Here is a 21,320-nt window from a genome sequence, read left to right as displayed (position 1 = left end):
TGACCTGATCGCAAAATCGCCAAGCTGCGATCAGCGCATCCACGCTTCGGACCATAGTTGGAACATAAAGACCGTCCACAGCTGAGCACCCCAGTTGCGTTTGCCTGATTGGTGCTCGGCCCAGCATTTTTCCAACGCTGCCTTGTCCACAAAACCCTCAAGCCCGTTCCCATCCAGAAGAATGCTGGAAACACGGGACTTTAGGGGCCCGCGCAGCCAAGCGTTGAGTGGGATACCGAACCCGCGCTTTGGCCGGTCGTACAGCGATTGCGGAACCCGCTTTTTCAAAAGCTCCCGCAACGCCACCTTGCCAGCCTTCCCGTCGCACCGAAGCGAAGCCGAGGAACGCCAGGCGGCCGTTACAACGCGATAGTCCAACAATGGGGCGCGCATCTCAAGCCCGACCGACATCGACGTGCGGTCAGCTTTCACCAGAATATCATCCGGCAGATAATAAAGTGAATCCAACAACATCATGCTGTCCAACCGGCTCAATCCTGCGGGCAAATCATGCGTTCCGATCTCATTGCCCAGCGGGATGCCGGACTTTCCAAGCATACCGGAGGACCAGATCGAAAACTGGGCCTGATAGCGGCACTGGAACTCTCGTCCCTGCAGAACCGGCGCAAGCTTGGCCAGACGGTCGGCGCTCAGATCATCGCGCATGCTGCGCGGGGCGAATGGCCTTAGCACAGGCACCAGAGCGGCAAGAACTGATTGCGGCGCCTGCGACAGGGCTTGAATTGCCAGGTCGGGCATTTTGCCCTTCAGGCGTTCAAAGGCCTGCATCCGCACATAGCGGGCATAGCCACCAAACGACTCGTCACCGCCGTCGCCGGACATGACGACTTTAAGCTGCTGGCGCGCCAGTTGCGAAACCAGCAGGGTCGGTAGTTGTGACGGGTCGGCGAAGGGTTCGTCAAACACTTGCGGCAAACCTTCGATGGCTTGAAACGCCATTTCCGGCGTCGCCGTCACCTCGTGATAATCCGTCCCAAGATACTCGGCGATGGCCTTTGCATGGTCGGCTTCGTTGGTGTCTTCATCATCGAAACGCACGGTAAAGCTGGGCACTTTCCTGTTCGACTGCTCTTGCATCATCGCAGTGATCAGTGACGAGTCGATACCGCCCGACAGGAAGGTCCCGACCGGCACATCCGCAACCATCCGTTCGCCCACCGCGCGCAGCAGTTCGGATTCAATTTCAGCTATTGCTGTTTCATCGTCGGGATATGGGTTTGCGCGCGCCTCAGTCACTACCGCCTCGATATCCCAAAACCGCTCGATCCCTTGCAGAAGCGCATCCAGCGAGGCCGGTGCGGCATCAAGTTTGATCTCGACCATAGAGCCCGCAGGTAGTTTCAGGACATTTGGGTAAATCGTGCGCGGGGCAGGAATATATCCCAACCGAAGAAACGATCCTAAGGCTGCGCGGTCCACCTCTGCCGGTCCAAATTCCGGATGCGCGCGCAGTGACTTCAATTCAGACCCAAACAGAACGGTTTTCCCGGCCAGGCCCAGATAGAGAGGTTTTTTGCCAATCCGGTCGCGCGCCAGTGTCACGCTTTGGGTTTTCCGGTCAAACACGGCAATGGCAAACATCCCGTGGACGCGGTCCAGTGTCTTGCGGATACCCCAAAGCTGCATCGCCGCCAGCAAAACTTCGGTATCGGACGTGCCCCTGAAGCTTATGCCCAGATCCTGCAATTCCTGACGCAATTCCAGATAGCCATAGATCTCACCATTGAACACAATGGTGAACCGGCCATCGGCGGAATCCATCGGCTGTACCCCGGTTTCCGAAAGATCAATAATGGCCAGACGCAGATGCCCCAGGGCCACGCCCTGATCTGGGTCCACAAACAACCCGGTTCCATCCGGGCCACGGTGTTCAATCGATTGACACATCTTGCCAAGGACGGATGAGGCCTGAGACCGATCAACGGTGCCAAAGTTGATAAATCCGGTGATGCCACACATCGCTCAGATCCCCTTCTGTTCTGGCTGAGAGGCAATCTTATCGGGATCAAGACTGCCGCTCTCCAAAATGTCCCGATACTGTGCGGCAACGCGGTCAAGCTGGTAAGTGCTGGCCACAATCGCCCGGGCTTTTTCTCTTTTCTCCAGATACTCTGGGGCCGACCAATTTGCGGCATGGACCAAAGCGTCTGCCAGCAATTCCGCGTTGCGGGGCGGTACGATCAATCCGCAGTCGCGAATGATCACCACCGCATCACCCACATCCGTCGACACAACGGGGTGGCCATAGCTCATCGCTTCGACAATGACATTCGGAAACCCTTCGGTTCGGGATGAAAGCACCAGCGCATCAATCCGTTTGTAGAATGCAGCCATATCATGCAGGTCGCCGCACAGCTCTACATTGTCCGCAGTCAGGTTATAGCGCGCCAGCAATGATTGTACTTCGGAGTTTTCAGGCGACATATTCTCTCCGGCCGCGATGATGCGCAGATCGGGGACTGACCGCAGCGCCAGGGACAGAGCCTGGAAAAGGGTTTCGTGATCCTTCTGTGGATGAAACCGCGCCGCGATCCCAAAAACCCTGGGCGGGTCGCTCCGCACCACAGAGGCTTGAGGCATGATCAGACCGTTCGGAATGACGCAAGACCGCGCAGCAGCAAACCCGTTCTTCGTGTGCTGATCCAATGCGCGTTGCGAGTTATAAATGATCCCTGCACACCTGCCCGACAAACGCCGACACAGATCAACGGCAATCCGCGTGCTGCGCGTGAATGAGCTGGTATCGTCCAAAGCCTGCCGCACCGTCCAGTAAATTGGTACCTTTCGACCTGATATCCAGCTGGCAATCAGCCCGATGACCATCGCATGGTACATCCAGCACAGAACCGCCTGCGGTTTATACTGACGGATAAGACGCGATATCTGCAATATCGCGCGGGGCATGGACGACAGTGATCTGGCATTCAATCCGATCAGAACGGCGTTTGGATTTGCACATTGGCTTTTGATCCTGTCCGAAACCTCCGTCAGCGACACCACCAATACCCGATCCCCGGATATGGCAACCAACCGCGCCAGCATCGCCTGGGCCCCGCCCTGACCGGAAAAATCGGTGATGACATGCATGATCATCCGTTCAACACCCGAAACTCACTAACCTGATCCGGCGGCAGATGCCGGGTCGGAACCTTCAGACACGCCCCTGGATGCGGCGGTGTGAACTGCCTATGCACGCGCCCGATCTCCGATTTCGCGTACAAATTCGGCCAGACCGACGATGTCTTGATGCGACCAGGTCGGATCAACCAGAAAAGCAAGGCTGGTTTCACCAAGCTCTTTCGCCACCGGCAAGGGATCAACCGGGCCAACACCAAGGCGTGCGAACATCTCTTCTCTATATATTTCAGAACAACTGCCCGAGAACACGGGGAAACCCGCCTCAGAAATCTCAGCTATGATGCGATCCCTGCTCCAACCCGAGGCCAGATTCTCAGGTCTTATGAACGCATAAAACCGGTAATAGGCGTGTGTCAGCCCGGCAGGTGGAACAGATACCCGAAACGCAGCGCATCCGGATAGAGCTCCCGCCAAAATCTCGGCATTTCTGGTTCTATGGGCGCGCCACCCGTCCAATTTCGCCAGCTGAATGCGCCCGATGGCGGCGGAAAGCCCGGTCATCCGCAGATTGGTGCCCGGCTGGCCACTATGTAGCCAGCGAAACCCCGGAGGGTGGCTTTTGTTAAACACCTGTTCATAGTTTTTACCGTGATCCTTATAGCTCCAGACCTTGGACCACAGCTCATCATCATTGGTGATCAGCATTCCGCCTTCGCCGCCGGTTGTGATGATTTTATCCTGACAGAACGAATACGAGCCGCAGGTGCCAAAGGTTCCCACGTGCTGGTCACCGATCATGGCACCATGCGCCTGCGCACAGTCCTCGATCACCCAGAGGTCGCGGCTGCGCGCCAGATCCATGAGACCCGCCATATCCGATGGCCACCCGGCCAGATGGACCGCGATAATCCCCACGGTTCTGTCGGTCAGAACCGGTGCAATCGTTTCTGCGGTGATGTTCTGGCTGTCACGATCCACATCTGCAAATACCGGCTTGCCACCGGCCAGAAGGATCGAACTGGCAGACGCGATAAAGCTACGCGGTGTGACGATAACCTCGTCTCCGGGTCGGATGTTCAACGCCAGCAGCGCGGCGTCCAGAGTGACCGTGCCATTTGCCATGGCGATCGCATGCTGCGCGCCGGTATAGGCGCTGTATTCACGTTCGAATTCTTTGACATCGGGGCCGGTCCAGGCATTCACGCAACCGGATCTTAGCACTGCGCTGACAGCATCAATTTCATCTTCTTCGAAGAATGGCCATTTGGGCATCAGCTGTTTCCCTTCAGATAAGCGGCCAGAGGATAGCCGATGGAAGATGGGCCAAGCCTATTATTGCTCAAATTTAGACAGCAGGATTTCCGGATCATTTCTTTACCTCACGCCAACCCATCCGAGGATGGTCAGGCAAACTCAACAATTAACAAATTTTTGGCGGCAAGCGCCTGAATTGGAAACAAACTCCGCAGGTTCGGAAATATCTTTTTGTGCCGCGGCAGGCAAAACCTGACCTGAATCGATTGCTTATGCAAGGTTCCAGGTCACTTAACGGCGTGATTTTTCAACAATCAGGCCGCAGACAGTCAGAGGTGAAAAATAGGCAACAATCGGCTCTGGTGACAGCGCCGTTGACAGCTTCGGCGACATGGATCAGCATCGCCTCAACCTTGGTTTTTAAAGTTTGAAATGTTTCTTTGATGAGTGATATTCCCAACACCGCTTCCGGTGCCCAAGCCGTACCTGCCGAACGTAGTTCGACAACTGGCGGACGTCCAAAAGTTCTATTTGTCGGCAATCTTACGACCTCACTGACCAATTTTCGCTATGATCTGTTGAAAGAGCTTGCTGAACGCGCAGACGTACTTGCTTGCGCACCGGAAAACGATGCGGCGACCGAAGCAGCCCTAGCCGAGATCGGCGTGACATTTCGGCAAATCCCTATGGCGCGCGCGGGGTTAAATCCATTTCAGGATCTGTCCACCCTGTTCACACTGATCGGGATCTGCCGGGAAATACGGCCCGATATCGTCTTTGCCTATACGATGAAGCCGATCATCTTCAGCGGCCTTGCGGCGCGGTTGACCGGCGTTCGGCGGCGGTTCGCGATGTGTACCGGTTTAGGTTATGTATTTGCCGATGCCAAACTGACCGTGCGCCGAAAAGTGCTGAGAGCGGTGGCGACAGGCCTTTACCGCATCGGATTGAAAGGTGTCGACGAAGTTCTGGTTTACAACTCGGTCGACGCCGAGGAGTTTCGCAGCAGACGGTTGATGGCGAAAAAGGCCGCGCTGTCGATTGTGCCCGGTTCCGGTGTCAATCTCGCCAGATACGCAAAATCCAACCCGCCCACAGATCCGCCCGTTTTCCTGATGATCGCGCGCCTGCTGCGCGACAAGGGCGTGTTCGAATATGCCGAGGCCGCCCGGCAGCTTAGGGAACAATTCCCTGATGTTCGTTGTCAGTTGTTGGGCCCGCTGGATGACAATCCGGACTCGGTCAACGCACAGCAGCTCGAAGAATGGGGTCAGCAGGGGCATATCGAATATCTGGGCGAAACCAAGGATGTTCGGCCATTTCTCAAGGAATGTTCGGTCTTCGTACTACCCACCGTCTATCGTGAGGGCATCCCCCGCGCCATTCTTGAGGCGATGTCGACAGGGCGCGCCGTCATTACGACCGATGCCCCGGGATGCGCCGATGCGGTCAGCGACGGGGAAAACGGGTTTATCGTCCCCAAACGCAATCCAGAGGCGCTGGCGGAGGCGATGAGAAAATTCGTTGAAGACCGGAGCCTAATCGAATCCATGGGTCAGGCCGCGCGGGCGCGTGCCGAGCAAGAGTTCGACGTCGCGCGGATCAACACGATCCTGCTGCGGAAGATGGGCCTAATCGACAGCGATACCAAGCTGCCCTCCACTGCCACCGACTGATCCACACCCATTCTAAGCTCACGTCTAATCCGAGAAACTGCGCCACCCGCGGCTGAGACCCGGATCAATAGCATCAAGCTCGGCGACGTCAGGCCTATAGAAATCGGCCATTTTCTGCGCCAATACATCCGGCAATTCAGGATACTCCACCTGCCGCGCCACCGCTTTGCGAATCGCCTTTAACGGCCCCGTATGCCGGATCGGGTCAAGCAACGGTCGAAGCGGCGCCAGAACCCGCCTCAGAGGCAAGGGCACGATTGGCGTATTTTTGTTTTTGACCCGCTCTTCTAGTGGCGGCTCCACGACACCGGAAAAACCGATGTGTTCGGCGACACGGCGTAAGGTTTCTACCGGTTGTGAGATCGTGTTTTCGTAGGCCAGCAACAGAATTTGATCTGTCGGGAACAGATCGTAGAAACGGCGCAGGTGATAGGCATATCTACCATTGTGCAGGAACCTTTCATCACCGGCCTTGTCAGGGTCCAGATACCGATGAATGTCGTCCCCGACAGTGCCCCGGCGATACAACATGCAGTAGTCGGAATAGGCCCTTCGAACCGGATCGCGCATCTGCAGGATCAACCTGACATCGGGATGATCCTGGGCGATCCTTTTGGCGGCCTCTGGATGTGTCAGGTAGGTATTGCACTTTTCACCCACGATGCTCTGGCCCGCATATCCCTCGTATTGATCGCGATACCAGACCGCCCCCCGGTCAAAATGATCCGAGAAATAGTGCAGCTCGGGATCCGGCATGAAAATCTGCGGCGTCGCCGTCAAAGAATTCTGCAACCAGGTGGTCGCACATTTCGCAGCACCGAATATCAGGAAATCTATCTTTCGCTCGTTCGCCAGGCCCATATTATCCTCTAATCCCTACGATCCGCATCGGGATCACGATACCAATTCGCGGTACACGTCGGACACTTCGGCCACGTGTTTATCCAACCCAAAATTATCCTGCACATATTGGTAGGCCGCTTGTGTAACCTGCTGCCTCAGCTCCTGGTCCTCGATCAGAGAAACGACCGGCTCAACAAAGGCTTCGGGGTCTTCTGGATCCACCAGAAAACCGGTTTTGCCATGATCGATTGCCTCGACATTGCCGCCGTGCCGTGTGGCCACAACAGGCAGTCCAAGGTGCATTGCCTCGATCAAAGTACGTCCAAATGGCTCGTTCAAGGCCGGCACAAGGGTGGCATCCATGGCGACCATGCACTTTTCAACATCCTGCCGAAACCCCATCATATGAATCTGCGCGCCCATCCCCTGTTCTCGGGCCACGTCCATGGAGCCTGTGTCCAACCCGTCATCGGGATTGAGTACTTTGCCAAATAGCAGGCCATGTACCGGCCTGTCCCCAATCTGTTTCTGAATGGCCACAAGGCTTTGGACAAAATGAACCGGCCGTTTTCGCGGTTCCAGATGGCCAAAATATCCTAGAAGAACTGCATTTTCCGGCGCACCGATTTCGTTCAGGATCATCCGACGCGCCGCGTCTGGATCCGGGCGCTGAATGCTCAGGTCGAAGGGGCTGCGGATGACCTGAAACTTTTTGTCAACCGAGCGTATCGGGCGCGAGGGTTTCGAAAAATACGACACGCTTAGGATGCGGTTCGAAAACACCGGCGCGACATAGTTAACGCCTACCGCGCGCGGATCCTGCCTGTGGTGCCAGATATGCTTGATCCCCAACCGTCTGGCCGGAAACACCCAATTCACATGCAATCGGCCCTCATTTGTGTGGACGATATCTGGCTTTTTGTCCCGCAAAAACCGGACGAGCTGGCCGTAGGTCCGGGTCCAGTATTCCGGAAAGCCAACATCTGCATCCGTTTTGTTGTTTGGAGGGCCCATAAGCCTGGGGCCCTGCAAAACATCGACATTCAGACCCAGCGATTGAGCATACTGCCCAACCGACCCAGCTTCGTTGTGGCAAAGGACCAATGGTTCAAACTGATCCCGGTCCAGACAGGACGCAAGTTTGAGCGCGGAAACATGACTGCCGCCCAGATCTGCCCAACCTGCAAAGGGAAATAAAACGCGTATCTTTTTCATTCTGGCCTGCCGCCTTTTTGGCTCAGCGCCGGACATCAGAACCGCGCGCTGAACCATAAATCATTGAACTGAAATCTATTGTGTTTGCGTGACGAAGGTTCGAGAAACCGAAAGCGTATCCCCCGGGGACAAGACAGTGTCACCCGAAATCGCCGTTGCGGCTCCTCCGGCCGCGCGGGTGACCGAGTATTCGATCACGATCTCTTCGACCGCATCAACCTCTTCAACAACGCCAAGCGCTGCCAGCTCGGCCTGCAGGATTTTCGCTGTGCCCAGCCGGGTCTGCAAATCCTCGAGTTCGATCTGCACCAGATTCAGCCGCACCAGCGCATTCGAGCGCGCGGTATCAAGCAACTCCAGCTCATCGCGTTGCGCGCGGTTCAGCTGTTGCCGGGCCAAGCCCAAAGCGATCTCGATATCCACACTTTTGCTTTCCAGATCGTTCAGCGCGTTGGACAGGGAGGACACGCGCGAACTGACGGTCAGGCCCTTCTTCTGCAACTCGAGCGCATCATCCAGATCACCACGCGTGATCGCGATCTGATTTGCCCGCAGTTCAAGCTGCCGCTCGAGGCTTTCGATCTGATCTTTCAGGGTTTCCTGTAGTTGGATGATGCGTTCACCCTGCCCTTCCCGGGCCTGTTGATCCGCTTGCAGAATCTCCCCCTGCAGACCTTGCGGGGGTTCAATTTTGGCATCACCACCGTCCGGGGTTAGTGTTGACAGATCAGCCAGCAGTCGGCGTTGTTCGGCTTGCAGAGCTTCGATCTGTTCATTGTACAACTGAACTTCACCCTGAACCCGCAATCCGGTAAAGTTCGTTCCTACGTCATTTTGCAACGGCAACCGGTATTCCCCGCCCGCAAGCGCCATCGCCTGCTGCGCGGTCAGTTGTGGCCGATAGGGGTACGAGCCTGGAATCTGGACATCCCCCAATATGTATACAGGCAGATGGCCGATGACTTCGATCGCCAGATGAGGCGGTTCTGCCATCCCCACGCGAGTGCGCATCTGAGTTTCCAGCAGCAGTACCAGTTCTTCGGTCGTTCTCCCTTCAGCTTGAACCTGGCCGGCCAGAGGCACCATCAGCATCCCTCCCGAAGAAAGCGCATATTCACCGGAAACGCCTTGCCAGTTCACAAAAGACGCAACCACCGGATCCCAACGCATCGCACGCAAATTGATCTTGTCCTGCGGTGCCAGAACATATTCCTCGGCCTGAAGCGCACCGATAAAACAAGCCGAAGCCGCGATCACAGAAAGCATCAGTTTTTGCAATAATTTCACGACATTCTCCTAAGTGTATTCGTTGGTCCTAACACCGGCAGGCGCGACACGCTAAGCGCAATGGCAAGGACAAAGGGTACGTTCCAGAACCGGGCATAAAAGGTCGTCGCCCCGGCAAGCAGCACGACATACATCAGCATGGCAACGATGGTCAGTGCCCCGACCGATGGCGAGCGGCCGACAGAAATGGCCATCCAGGCCAAGTATATGCTGGCCAAAATAAAGCCGACCATACCGAGCAGAGAAATCAAGCCACCTTCGGACAGAGTCAGCAAATAGGCCGAATGAACCACGATTCCCTGTTCGCTGGCCAGGCTGTACTGGTTTGCACCCAGCCCGATCAACAAAGTGCCACGGGATACCTCGAAAGCCTCTTGCAGCAGGAATAACCGGTCAGAGAACGTGCCCGCCTGGCTAATGTCACCTGCAAGAACGGCATTCAGAACTCGTTCGCGAAAGACCTCGGGCAAGAAAAGCTCACCAAAGTTCAGGACCACCAAAACCGCAATCAACGTGCCGACGATCAGGGTCACAACATGACGCGGGGACCCGCTGCTGAGGATAATGGCGACAGTCCCCACTATGGTCACGATCAGACCAGAATTCGAACCGGTCAGGATGACGCCGTAAAACAGGATTGGCAGCCCGATCAGCCCCCAGATGCGGCTGCTTTGCTTCTGCAGGATCAGGCTAAGCAGGAAAACGATGGCCATCGCCAGCATAAGCGCGCATTCATTTGCCCGCTCGACCAGCGAAAGCATGCGACCATTGGCGGATACAAACCGGTGTGTCGGGTCTTCCATGAAGTTGATTGCATAGATGCCAAACAGCACAACAATGCCCATACCAATAATAAATGCCTTCATCAGCAGGACGATCTGATCAAAGCTTCGATTGCCGATCAGGACTGGCAGCACGATCAACGAAAAGAAGTACTGAACAAACACTGTCAGCAGCTCGGTCGGGTCACCGTTGATCAACGAACCTATGGTCAGGCCCCCTGTGAAAAACAGGAACGAACTGTACCAGAACCCGCTTGCGGGCCCGAATATCTTAACCGGCAGCTGGCCAGTTGCCAGCATGACAAACCCAGCCAGCACAAAGAAGAAATCCGAGAGGGTGAAATAGACGAAATCCACTCTGAGATAGTTCATCGGCGCAAGGGCTACAGCCGCCATCAGGAAATAGAGAGCTGCCATGTCTACGCTTGGCAAATAGCCGATTCCATTGGTCGGCTTGCCAAAGGAAACTGATTGGGCCGATGCAGGTCTCATGGGCGCACCTGCTCCTTTCCGTGTAATGCAGGGTTCAGCAATGTACGCCGCAAGTGTAACACACACAGCCCTAGCCAGACGGAATTACACAGCACATGCGCCACAGCGGCACCGACCACGCCCAAAACAGAAACCAACGGTGCAATGAGGATCAGAAACAAAATAGTGTTCAACAAACCGATCCGAACCAAAGCCCGGTCTTGCCCCAGGCTCAGCAGTGCAGGGTTCAGCAGTATCCCACCAAGGTAAATACCTACCGCGATTGCCTGCACGCGCACGACCGGTACTGCGGGGGCATAATCCACGCCAAAAATCGCAGTAACGATCGGTTCCAGCATCAAGATCACTGGAATCAAGACAAGGGCAATTACCCCCCAGAACCCGGCGCTGAGACCCGTTAGCATTTTTTGCAAACGGTCAAATTCATTTCGGGCGGCAAACCGGGTGAACTCGGGATAGATCGCCTGGCTTAGCGGCCGTCCAAGACGCAGTGCAGCTTCGCCGCACCGTTTCGCGATATGGTAATATCCCACCATCGTCGGTGAAATCAGAACACCCAATATGATCACGTCCAGGCGCTGCGTGGTCTGACGCAAGATGACCGAGAGATTGCTGTTCCAAACAAAGCGCAGAAACCCGGAATTTTCACCCAGAGTTTGCTTTATTCCAAGCATCGGGCGGCCATAGCCATTCCGCGACATTTCTCGCAGCCCCGCGGCAAAGGCCAGAACGCCGTCTAAAAGGCTGACAGCAACAAATATCGCGACAAAGCCAGGCAGCCCAAACCCAAGTTGCCAGGCAATTACCCCCAGCACCATCCGCACAGACGCTGCGAAAATATCCAGTTTGGCCAACAGATCGAACCGGTCGAAGGACCGCAACAAAGCCAGCCCGGTTGGCCTCAGCGAAACCAGAATTCCCAGCGATGCGACCGGCAGCACCCATGCAAGATCCTGATCCAGCCCCAGCCATCCGGCGATGATCGGTGCGAATGCGATCGCAGCGCCGGCGGCCAATACGCCCCCAACCACATCAATCAGGACCGACAGCCCGACAAGTCGGCGAAATCGTTCGCGGTCTTCTTCCTCCAGCGCAGTGCTTCCATATCTAATCACCGCCTGCCAGGGCTCAAGATGAAGGAACCGGGAAACGATCCGTGCATAGGCCTCGCCTATTGCCATTACCCCCAAGCCTGCAGCCCCAAGTGCGCGAGCGGCCACCGGCAGAAACACAAGGCCCAGCAAAGCGACTGCTATCTGAGAGGAAAAGATCCATTTCAGATTGCGCAGTAAACGCCGAAGCACAGCAGTCGGGATTGAGGTTGCGCCGGGCTGAGAGGTCATGTCTGATCCACCCGCCCGCCGCACAAACGACCGGCCAATTCCACCCCTTGGCGGCTGCCGGTCATTGGACCACGCCGCAAAAGCGTCGCGGGCGCTGTGCCCTCATATTCGCAAATAAAAACCAATACCCAATCACCAATCTAACAAATCCTACAAGGGTCTGCGAACCGTAATCAGCTGCTTTTCCCAGGCTCATCCGAGTAATGATATGTATAGGCACCATACCCATATTGCTTTTGCTTCCGCATGTTCACACCATTCATGATCGTACCGGAAATCTTGATATTGCTCATCCGCAGCTTTTCGATTGCATCCTTGAGAATTTTTTCGGTGGTCTGCCCCCAGCGCACCACCAGGAACGTACCATCGACAAGCGGCCCAAGTCGGATCGTGTCATCAATGACCAATGTCGGCGGTGTATCGACCAACACAAGATCGTACTGATTGCGCAACATGCGCCCGTATTCGCCAAGCTGCTGCATCAACTGTTTGCGGGATATTTTCGGACGCAGGTTCAGACTGATCGACGAAACCCCCGGTACCCTTTCACCATCGACATAAATCTGGCTGGGTTGCACGGCACCGCTCAGCGCGTCCTCGATCTCGACCGGGGCCGCCCCGGTAAGACCCAGTGTTTTTGAGGCACGGCAACGGTGGTTATCCATATCCAACAATAGAACGCGCATCCCATCTGTACCCGCCACTAGGGCCAGCGAAACCGCAACCACGGTCTTGCCTTCTCCAGGAACACCAGAGGTAACCATGACGATGCTGCCGTCATCATTTGTGTTAAACCACATCGTCAAAACACTGCGCAGCGCCTCGACATAGGGCGAGCGGCCCTGATCACGGATAAAGCGCAACAACTCCTGCTGACCATCCGTGTCCGAATCCATCACTGTATCCGGCAGGAAACCCAAATTGGTCAGATCGGTTTGCTGTTCGATCTGGTTTTCGTTGACGATCCTCGTGTTGCTGCCCTCCATCAACAGGGCGATCACAAATGCCAGAGAGAACCCGACAATCGCGCTGACTGCGACGGCGACTTTGGTATTCGGCCAGAATGCCGAAGTCGGCGCATGAGCAACCGAAACCTGCTGAACTGCCTGGCCAAGAAACTGTTGCTGGGTTTCAAAATCATTCAGTTTTTCAATCGTCGTCTGATACCGGATCCGAAGAAGCTCTAGCGCGCGTTCCATCCGCAGCAATGCTATTTCCGAACCGGTCCGGCTGCGTAATGCCTGTTCAACAACGGCAATCTGGTCAGCAATTTTGTTGACCTCTTCGCTGCTGGCTCCGTTGATCTCATGCACATCTTTTTGCGAGTTCAGCCGCGCAAGTTCCGACCGAAGCCTACCCGGCACGGATTCATCCGCCAGATTTTCTTCAAGAATAAAGGCCGCCATCTGAAGTTCGTCACGGGTCAGTTCGTCACCCAGTTCATTTACGCGGTCCTTAAGAAAAGAAATGGAAGATGAAAGACCTTGCTGCCGCCGCTGCTGCAGGCGAAGGATAAAGGTTTCTGCAACTGTATTGGCAATATCGGCTGCCAGCTGCGGGTCTTCTGCTGTTGAGATGATCTCAATCGCAAGGCTCTCTCCTTGCCGAAGTACGTTATATGTCGACAGTGTATTGTCGATTACACGATTGCGGATAACGGATGTGGATTGCGGATTTGCGGGGTTTTGCGCCCCGGCAAAAGCCTCATTCTCGAACAGGTCCAGCGCCAGGGCGACCTCTGCCGCAAACTCTCGTGACCGCAGGATGTCGATTTCGGTTTCAATCAAAGTGCGGGTCAGCTCGTAGGATTCAAGTTCGACACTGTCGGCGCGGACGCGCATATCCAGAGATGTGAGAACGATTTCGGCGCGGGATTTGTATCTTGGGTCCAGTTGATTGACGACCATAAACGTGCCGACGATCACAGCTGCGGTCACTCCGAGGATCAACTTCAGATGACGGTAAATCATCCGCCATATGCCATCCAGACGCTGCTGGCCAAATTGGTTTGCGATATGGTTTTGATCCATTCTCTATCGTCCCTTGTAGCGACCAAGATCACCGTCGCCTGAAATACAAATCTTTGATGCTGCGCCCATGTTCGAACGAATTCTTATCCTACTGATTGGACAGCTTGGCCATTTTTCCGAATTTTCTTGTCGTTATTTGCTCAATGTTTCCAAACAAGAGACAATAGGCCGGAATCCTTGCTGTTGCAGAAGCTATAAGGCGGCGTCTTTCAAAGTTTTGCAGACCTGATTCATACGACAAAGTACTTAACCTCCAAAAGTGCGGCGACACCGCAAGCGCGCCAATATTACTAGTTAAACCTGTAAAACGTGTTTCCTGCGACAAAGCCGTCCAGCTTTGCCGATCTTGCATAGTGATGCAGATCACTGGTTTTGTTTATGAACCCCGCTCCGCGAAAGTTCAGTGACGTATTGCACAATACACCCGTGCCCGAAGCCGACTTGAATGCGTTCAGCAGGTCGTAAAAGAAAGCATTCTGATCCCGGCGGACTGTTTGGACCCTTGCTGTTCCGTCTACATGCGTGATCGCGGCCAGGTTCTGATTGGTCACCTTCTGCAGATGCAACATATAAGGCGCGGAGTTTTCCCACTCAAAATGCTGGCTGACATCTTCCTCAAGGCAGGATGGGGCCACGGGGCTTGTATCCGGCCGGTTTTTAGCCCTGTTCAAGCGCACGCGGGTTTCGGCCCAGAACGGGGCCGCCAGAATCGAGCGGTTGCCCAATGCGCGCGGACCGATTTCACAGTTCCCTCTGGCCCAACCGATGAGCTCACCGGACATCAACGCATCCGCGACATCGTTCAGACGCAGCTCGCTGACCCGCATGCCGCTACTGTCGATTTTATCATCCACAAAGGACTGACCGGAATAAACCGTCCAATCCAGCTTTGCCTGGCCCGTATAGTGGCGCATGGCATCAACCGCAGTTCCTATGGCGCAGCCGGAATCACTGCTGCAAGGCGGTACAAATACATCTCGGAACAAGCCGCAATTCTGCCACTTGGTGTTCCAATCGCAGTTCAATCCACATCCGCCGGCAATCACCAGCGGATAGCCCTCTGTCAGGTTCTGTTCGGCAAAGGCAAGGAACCGTGAAAAAATCGCATCCGAGAGTTTCTGTGCAAGATTACTGAACTGCTGGCTGTGCATTCCGACGTTGAAAAACGGGGAATCGGTCAGACGGTCCTTGCGTAGAATCTCGGCCAATGGCTGATCTGACAAAAGATAGTCTATCAGCGCATGTTCATCCGCGTCATGTGAACCGGGCTCTGCATAGGCACATGCCGCCATCATCCTCCCGGGGTCTTCACGCCGTTGTTCACGCGAAAGCACGGGATAATCGGGATCAACCAGTGCGCTCAGGAACGAATATCGGGCACCGGGCCCGGTCATCACCCGACCGACATGAGACAGCTTTAGATCTTCATCAATCTTGTAGAAATCGCCAAGCGTGTCTTCCCAAACCAACACATAACAAGGTTCACCTTGACGAAACGGAGACATCCCATAAGCGCCCCAGATATGTGCCCTTTCATGGGTCGATGAGAAATAGTCGATCTCTTTGCCAAAAAACGTCCGTTTCCCCACGGTCTGAGCATCTTCGCCAATGCCGAAATACCCTGCCCCCGAGGTCGTCACATGTTGTGTTCCGGTCGTTGACCAGCCGCTAAGGGCCAGGATATCAGGCAAGTCCCGGAACCACAGGCCAGAGTCGATAAATGTATCCGGTGTGACTGACGTGTTGCGGGGAAAACTGTCTTTCTCGGATTCATAGGAAAACAGCAGGTTACCGTTTTGGGCATCAATACCCGCAACCGTACCGTCGTGACCCGACTTGAATGACAAAATCTTCATTTCACACCTCTTTACCGCGCTTGTTGCGCGGTCCTGGCAAAACACACCAATTCGTTACTGTTCTATCAAATTGCGTTGGCGCAGCCCCTCTGTAATTGCCCGAGCGGCCAGTTCTGCGCCTGCTTCGTTGAAATGAGAATCCGGCGCATAATACGATGCCGGATCCTCTTGCATTTCGATAACATCCGTTAAGTCTATCACGTCCAGCCCAGCCTGCGCAGCCGCATCTTTCACCAATACTCGCAGCGGGTCGTGGATAAAGGGCTGGGCGACCAGACCCATATAGCGGCTGACCGTCGGAACATACACAATGGCAATCTCACCATCCCATTCTGATGTAATCTGTTTTGCCCGCATCAGAACATCGGTAAATACCGGATTTTCATCAGTTGCCTTGGGATAGTGAATCCCAAGGATCTCGGCCGTTTTCTGCAATGCCAGAAAGTTTCTGAACACCCGTTGCGCCCGCAGGTAATCGCCCCAGGATAAAGTAGTCTCTGCCCACCATCCGGATATCACCGGTGCGGTTAATTCCGACTGGTCCGGATGCTCGATTGGGCCAAAATCTACAGCCGGGTCTAGTGCTGCGCTCAACCATGGCTTCTCAAGCTCTCGTTCCAGATTGCGCCAGTCATTGCCCGCAAAGAAAGAGAAAAGCGTGAGGTCGGGCTGGAACTCTGGCCCGTACCGGCCCAAAACCGCCAGTTGATACAGCGGGCCAATGCCCCTGTGGCCGGTGTTAAGCAGGTTCGGCATGCCCTGACGCAGCTTATCCGCCAGATGCTCACCCTCTCTCAGGCAGAACCCCTCGGAAAACGAGTCACCCAGCAGCATCACACTCACATCGTTTTCATAGACCGATGGTGGATTGCGAAACCCCAGACGATCCGGCGTGTAGGTCACCGGCTCGCCCAACACCGAGCACAATAGCATCTTGTCACCCGGCATGGGGGCCAGATACGCAGTTTCGAGCAGTTGTGTATCCAGCGCATCGTTTACATGTTTCATTGTCCTGCCCGGAGGCAAGTTTTCCTTGTATTCTTCGACGCTTACCTCATCGCCGACAAATCCGACTAGCCCTAGGCGTCCGGGGATTATTTTGATGGTCAGATAGGCCTCAAATGCAAACAGAGCCGCCAAAAGCGATACCGCGCTCAAACCAACAGTCAGCCTGGCTTCGTTCGACAAGAAGGCCGCGCACAAGGCCAGGGCCAGCCCAATCGCGCCCGGAGCCAGTATGTATCGGATCAACCGCGCTGTTCCATTGGCAAATTCCGCTGAATTTACCAGTGCATATGCGACGACCCCAAAGAAATAGAGAGCGGCGACCAGACATAGGATTGACCCGAAACGCGAACTGCGGGTTTTTTCAGTCATTCCATCTGGTCCCTTTCGACCGATATCGACATTTGCCGTCATTAACGGCGAAACCGGGCGAATTCAGTTGAACCGATTTGCGTATCATCGGCAAGCTTTTCTGCGGCGGCCTGAAAAGCGCAGGAAGCAGACGCATCGCCTGACCCTCTAGAATATGAAAAACGCTCAAAAACAACAGGATAAATACACACAGCACACAACACTCGAATACAAAACAAAACCAGATTTTTTTACCACCGTTATGCCGAAAAGCAAATCACCCGCTCTTTCAACGCCTAGTGGGCGCACGGCGCTATCACATTGCACGCATAATCCGTCCTTGTACGGCCTATTGTTCCCGAATTCAGTACGGCGACATAGTCCTTTCCGTCGCCGGAGGACAATGATTTTGGCGGGTGTATCGTCAGCGGCACAGCAGACGGATGAATATACGGGAAACCCCTAATATCCAGCCAGCAGGGTTTTGTTACAGTTAACGCAACTACACCGGAGAGGCTTCGGCCTCCCCACTCGCTCAAAAAGGGACTGACTTTGGGGGTCGGTCCCTTTTTAGTTTTTACGTCAGGTTCAGAACCCTGCCCAAATCAGGACAGGGCACCTGGATTACCCGTCAATGATACCATTGAGTGTCGCGCTCGGGCGCATGACTGCTGCAGTCTTGGTCGGGTTGGTGTGATAGTAACCACCCAGATCTGCCGCTGCCCCTTGCGCGTTGGCCAGTTCGGATAGGATCTGCTGTTCTTTCGCGGCCAACTCTGCAGCAATCGGCGCAAACTCGGCGGCCAGATCAGCATCATCGGATTGCGCGGCCAGCGCCTCGGCCCAATAGCGCGCGAACCAATAGTGGCTGTCGCGGTTATCCGGCTGCCCGACTTTGCGGCTGGGCGACTTGTTGTTGTCCAGAATGCCCTGCGTTGCGGCCTCGGCAGCGGCGCCAAGAACTCCGGCTTTGGCGTTGCCTTTGCTGTCGGCCAGGAAATTCAAAGACTCGCCAAGCGCGCAGAACTCACCCATCGAGTCCCAGCGCAGGTGGTTTTCCTCGACCAGCTGCTGCACGTGTTTCGGGGCAGAGCCACCCGCGCCGGTTTCGAACAATCCGCCGCCCTGCATCAGCTTGACGATCGACAGCATCTTGGCCGATGTGCCCAACTCAAGGATCGGGAACAGGTCGGTCAGATAGTCACGCAGCACGTTGCCGGTGATGGCGATGCTGTCGTTACCGGCGGTGATGGTCTCCAACGACTGGCGGGTCGCCTCACGCGGTGCCAGGATTTGGAACTTGTCCGCCACGCCAGCAGCTTCCAGTGCGGGTTGGACGGATTTGATCAGTTCGGCATCATGGGCACGGTTTGCATCCAGCCAGAAGATCGCCTCGGATCCGGTCAGACGCTGACGGTCCATCGCCAGTTGAATCCAGTTCTCAATCGGAGCCCTCTTCACGGTGCAGGCACGCCAGATGTCGCCCTTTTCAACCGCATGCTCGTGCAGTGTCTCGCCATTTGCCAGAACGATACGAATGGTTCCATTCGCAGGCGCCTGGAATGTTGTCGGGTGGCTGCCGTATTCTTCGGCTTTCTGTGCCATCAGACCCACATTGGCCACAGCTCCGACGGTGGCTGGGTTCAGCGCGCCATTGGCTTTGAAGAATTTGACGGATTCATCATAAATAGACGCATAGCAGCGGTCGGGGATCACACAGTTGGTGTCACCCTTGGACCCGGTTTCGTCCCAACCCTTGCCACCAGCACGGATCACGGCAGGCATCGAGGCGTCGATGATCACATCAGACGGCACGTGCAGGTTGGTGATACCCTTGTCGCTGTCAACCATATACATGGACGGGCGGTCGCCCTTGATCGCGTCAATGGCGGCCATGATATCGGCGTTGCCTGCAACCCGCTCCAGCAGATCGCCCAGACCCGAGTTCGGGTTCACACCCAGCGCATCCAGTTCAGCGCCATAGGCCTCGAATACCGGGGCAAGCCACGCCTTGACCGCATAGCCGAAGATGATCGGGTCGCTGACCTTCATCATTGTGGCCTTCAGGTGAAGCGAGAACATGGTGCCGTCTTTTTTGGTGTCTTCGATGGCCTCGGCCAGGAAAGACGACAGCGCATTGACGGACATGAAGGTCGAATCGGCAACGGTGCCCTCGGCCAGCGGCCAGCTGTCTTTCAGAACCGTAGTACTGCCGTCTTGTCCGACAAATTCGATTTTGGCGTCACCGGCTTGCGCCGCAGTGATGGTGGCCGATTTCTCGTTCGCGTAGAAATCATTGCCGGACATGGACGAGACTTTAGTCTTGCTGTCCGCGGCCCATGTACCCATCGAATGCGGGTTCTTCTGGGCATAATTCTTGACGGCGCGCGCGGCGCGACGGTCGCTGTTACCTTCGCGCAGAACCGGGTTCACAGCCGAACCCTTGATAGCATCATACCGCGTGCGGATCGCTTTTTCTTCGTCAGTCGCAGGTTCTTCGGGATAGCTCGGGATGTCATAACCCTGTGCTTGCAACTCTTCGACGGCGGCCACCAGCTGCGGCACCGAGGCCGAGATGTTGGGCAGCTTGATCACATTGGCATCGGGTGTCTTCACCAACTCACCCAATGCGGCCAGATCATCGGTGATGCGCTGCGCATCTGTTAGCTTTTCGGGGAAGGTCGAAATAATCCGCCCAGCAAGTGAAATATCCTTGGTTCCGACGCTGACACCGGCGGCGGATGCAAACTTTCGAATGATGGGTAGGAATGAGGCGCTGGCCAGCTCGGGCGCTTCGTCTACAATGGTATACAATATGTCGAAGTTCGATTTATCTGCCATATTCTTTTACCTTTTTAAGCCTTTCGGGGCGTGCGATCCAAGAGTTGGGGCCACGTCGATGTGGCACTTAAGGGACGTTACAAGACTGCCGTCCCGGGATGACTCTGTATTGACAGGGCCTCCCTTAAATGACGTTTGCCTTGGGATCAATCGCCAGAGACCGCGCATTTTGACACGGTTTGCGGAAAATCATCCAAACTGCTTGCCAATGGGCAAAATTCAGACGCCCCAAGTATCGCTGAGCTTATATCCGCCCGGCCAGGGATCGTCCGGGTCAAGCATGTGTTGATGTGTACCGGTAATCCATCCGCGGCCACTGATCTCGGGAATGATCGCGGCACGCCCCCCGATCGTTGTGGCCTCGACGATCTGTCCGGTGAAAGACGAGCCTATGATCGAAACCGCCTGGAAAGTTCGCCCGACCGCCATTTCTCCCTTGGCGGCCATCAAAGCCATACGGGCAGAAACTGCGGTACCGGTAGGGGACCGATCAACTTTGCCCGGCTGGATCGCCACAGCGGATTTTCCGCGCAGGCCATTTGCGACCCGCTCGGTCGGGCCACAAAAAGCGCAGAATGAAATGTGATTCCAGTCCGGGTTTTCGGGATGCGTAAACCCAATTTGTTCGTTGGCCGCATTGGTGATCGCTACACCCAGCCGCGCAATGTCACGCGCTTCGTCTTGTACAATGTCGAACCCAAGCGCCGCTGCATCGACGACCACGAAACTGTCGCCCCCATAGGCCGTGTCCACGGTCAGGGTACCAAGGCCCGGCACCTCTAGCGGAACGGAGATCCGGTCTGCAAAGCTGGGCAGGTTCTGCACAAATATGCGCTCAGCCTTTCCATTCCGGCATTCGGCGCGCACCGAGACCAGCCCGCCCGGTGCCTCAAGCGTCAGATGTGTAACCGGTTCCTGCATCGGAATGATCCCGCTATCCAGCAGCACGGTGGCCACACAGATCGAGTTTGAACCAGACATGGGCGGTGTGTCTTCGGGCTCCATGATAATGAAGCCTGCATCTGCTTGCGGATGTTTTGGTGGTACCAACAGGTTTACATGATGAAATACACCCCCGCGCGGTTCATTCAGGACAAAGTTGCGCAAGGACTGGTCACGCGCGATGAACGACCGCTGCTCCCATAAGGTATCACCGGGTGGCGGAAGAACACCGCCAACGATGACATCTCCGACCTCGCCTTCGGCATGGGCGGAGATCACGTGGAGAGTTTTGATACTGCGCACG

14 protein-coding genes are annotated in these 21,320 nt (G+C 55.5%); 1 reads left to right on the top strand and 13 read right to left on the bottom strand.

Translation table 11 applies throughout. The features are described 5' to 3' along the window. Positions 1 to 30: 30 nt before the first annotated feature. The 3 genes from asnB to AC2FHX_RS12465 all read right to left on the bottom strand — a co-directional run bounded on the left by asnB (position 31) and on the right by AC2FHX_RS12465 (position 4,371). A complete protein-coding gene (asnB, locus tag AC2FHX_RS12475; RefSeq protein WP_496701911.1) occupies positions 31 to 1,980 on the bottom strand; it encodes an asparagine synthase (glutamine-hydrolyzing) in 1,950 nt (649 codons plus the stop codon). 3 nt (positions 1,981 to 1,983) lie between these two features. Then, on the bottom strand, positions 1,984 to 3,114 hold the full coding sequence (locus AC2FHX_RS12470) for a glycosyltransferase (RefSeq protein WP_496730822.1): 1,131 nt from the start codon (positions 3,112 to 3,114) through the stop codon (positions 1,984 to 1,986). A gap of 93 nt (positions 3,115 to 3,207) precedes the next feature. Then, on the bottom strand, positions 3,208 to 4,371 hold the full coding sequence (locus AC2FHX_RS12465) for a DegT/DnrJ/EryC1/StrS family aminotransferase (protein WP_496701914.1): 1,164 nt from the start codon (positions 4,369 to 4,371) through the stop codon (positions 3,208 to 3,210). A 425-nt stretch (positions 4,372 to 4,796) separates the two neighbouring features. Here AC2FHX_RS12465 and AC2FHX_RS12460 point away from each other — a divergent pair, with 425 nt between their 5' ends. Then, positions 4,797 to 6,029, top strand: coding sequence for a glycosyltransferase family 4 protein (locus AC2FHX_RS12460; protein WP_496701916.1), 1,233 nt, complete (start codon positions 4,797 to 4,799; stop codon positions 6,027 to 6,029). 24 nt (positions 6,030 to 6,053) lie between these two features. Here the strand turns inward: AC2FHX_RS12460 and AC2FHX_RS12455 are convergent, their stop codons facing one another. The 10 genes from AC2FHX_RS12455 to AC2FHX_RS12410 all read right to left on the bottom strand — a co-directional run bounded on the left by AC2FHX_RS12455 (position 6,054) and on the right by AC2FHX_RS12410 (position 21,319). Next, positions 6,054 to 6,890 carry a sulfotransferase family protein gene (locus AC2FHX_RS12455; RefSeq protein WP_496691350.1) on the bottom strand — a complete coding sequence of 279 codons (837 nt, stop codon included), beginning with the start codon at positions 6,888 to 6,890 and terminating at the stop codon, positions 6,054 to 6,056. Positions 6,891 to 6,923: 33 nt separating this feature from the next. Beyond that, positions 6,924 to 8,087: a glycosyltransferase family 4 protein gene (locus AC2FHX_RS12450; RefSeq protein ID WP_496691351.1), complete on the bottom strand. Its 1,164-nt coding sequence runs from the start codon at positions 8,085 to 8,087 to the stop codon at positions 6,924 to 6,926. 75 nt (positions 8,088 to 8,162) lie between these two features. After that, entirely contained in the window at positions 8,163 to 9,374 is a 1,212-nt protein-coding gene (locus tag AC2FHX_RS12445) for a polysaccharide biosynthesis/export family protein (RefSeq protein ID WP_496701918.1), read from the bottom strand. Then, on the bottom strand, positions 9,371 to 10,648 hold the full coding sequence (locus tag AC2FHX_RS12440; RefSeq protein ID WP_271948783.1) for an O-antigen ligase family protein: 1,278 nt from the start codon (positions 10,646 to 10,648) through the stop codon (positions 9,371 to 9,373). The genes AC2FHX_RS12445 and AC2FHX_RS12440 overlap by 4 nt, the downstream gene beginning before the upstream one ends. Then, positions 10,645 to 11,991, bottom strand: coding sequence for a lipopolysaccharide biosynthesis protein (locus AC2FHX_RS12435; protein WP_142636192.1), 1,347 nt, complete (start codon positions 11,989 to 11,991; stop codon positions 10,645 to 10,647). Before AC2FHX_RS12435 ends, AC2FHX_RS12440 begins: the two co-directional genes overlap by 4 nt. A gap of 173 nt (positions 11,992 to 12,164) precedes the next feature. Next, positions 12,165 to 14,021 carry a GumC family protein gene (locus AC2FHX_RS12430; RefSeq protein ID WP_496701921.1) on the bottom strand — a complete coding sequence of 619 codons (1,857 nt, stop codon included), beginning with the start codon at positions 14,019 to 14,021 and terminating at the stop codon, positions 12,165 to 12,167. Positions 14,022 to 14,311: 290 nt separating this feature from the next. Further along, positions 14,312 to 15,877, bottom strand: coding sequence for a carbamoyltransferase C-terminal domain-containing protein (locus tag AC2FHX_RS12425; RefSeq protein ID WP_496693734.1), 1,566 nt, complete (start codon positions 15,875 to 15,877; stop codon positions 14,312 to 14,314). A 54-nt stretch (positions 15,878 to 15,931) separates the two neighbouring features. After that, on the bottom strand, positions 15,932 to 17,254 hold the full coding sequence (locus AC2FHX_RS12420) for an alginate O-acetyltransferase AlgX-related protein (RefSeq protein ID WP_496691356.1): 1,323 nt from the start codon (positions 17,252 to 17,254) through the stop codon (positions 15,932 to 15,934). Between the two features lie 603 nt (positions 17,255 to 17,857). Beyond that, positions 17,858 to 20,074, bottom strand: a complete 2,217-nt coding sequence (locus AC2FHX_RS12415; RefSeq protein WP_496701924.1) for an NADP-dependent isocitrate dehydrogenase — start codon at positions 20,072 to 20,074, stop codon at positions 17,858 to 17,860. A 219-nt stretch (positions 20,075 to 20,293) separates the two neighbouring features. Then, positions 20,294 to 21,319 (bottom strand): trans-3-hydroxy-L-proline dehydratase, encoded by a 1,026-nt coding sequence (locus AC2FHX_RS12410; protein WP_496691358.1) that lies wholly within the window; start codon positions 21,317 to 21,319, stop codon positions 20,294 to 20,296. Position 21,320: the final 1 nt, after the last annotated feature.

It is taken from the genome of Ruegeria sp. CDSC042 (assembly GCF_059610745.1).
This window is presented reverse-complemented; position numbering and strand designations above follow the sequence as displayed.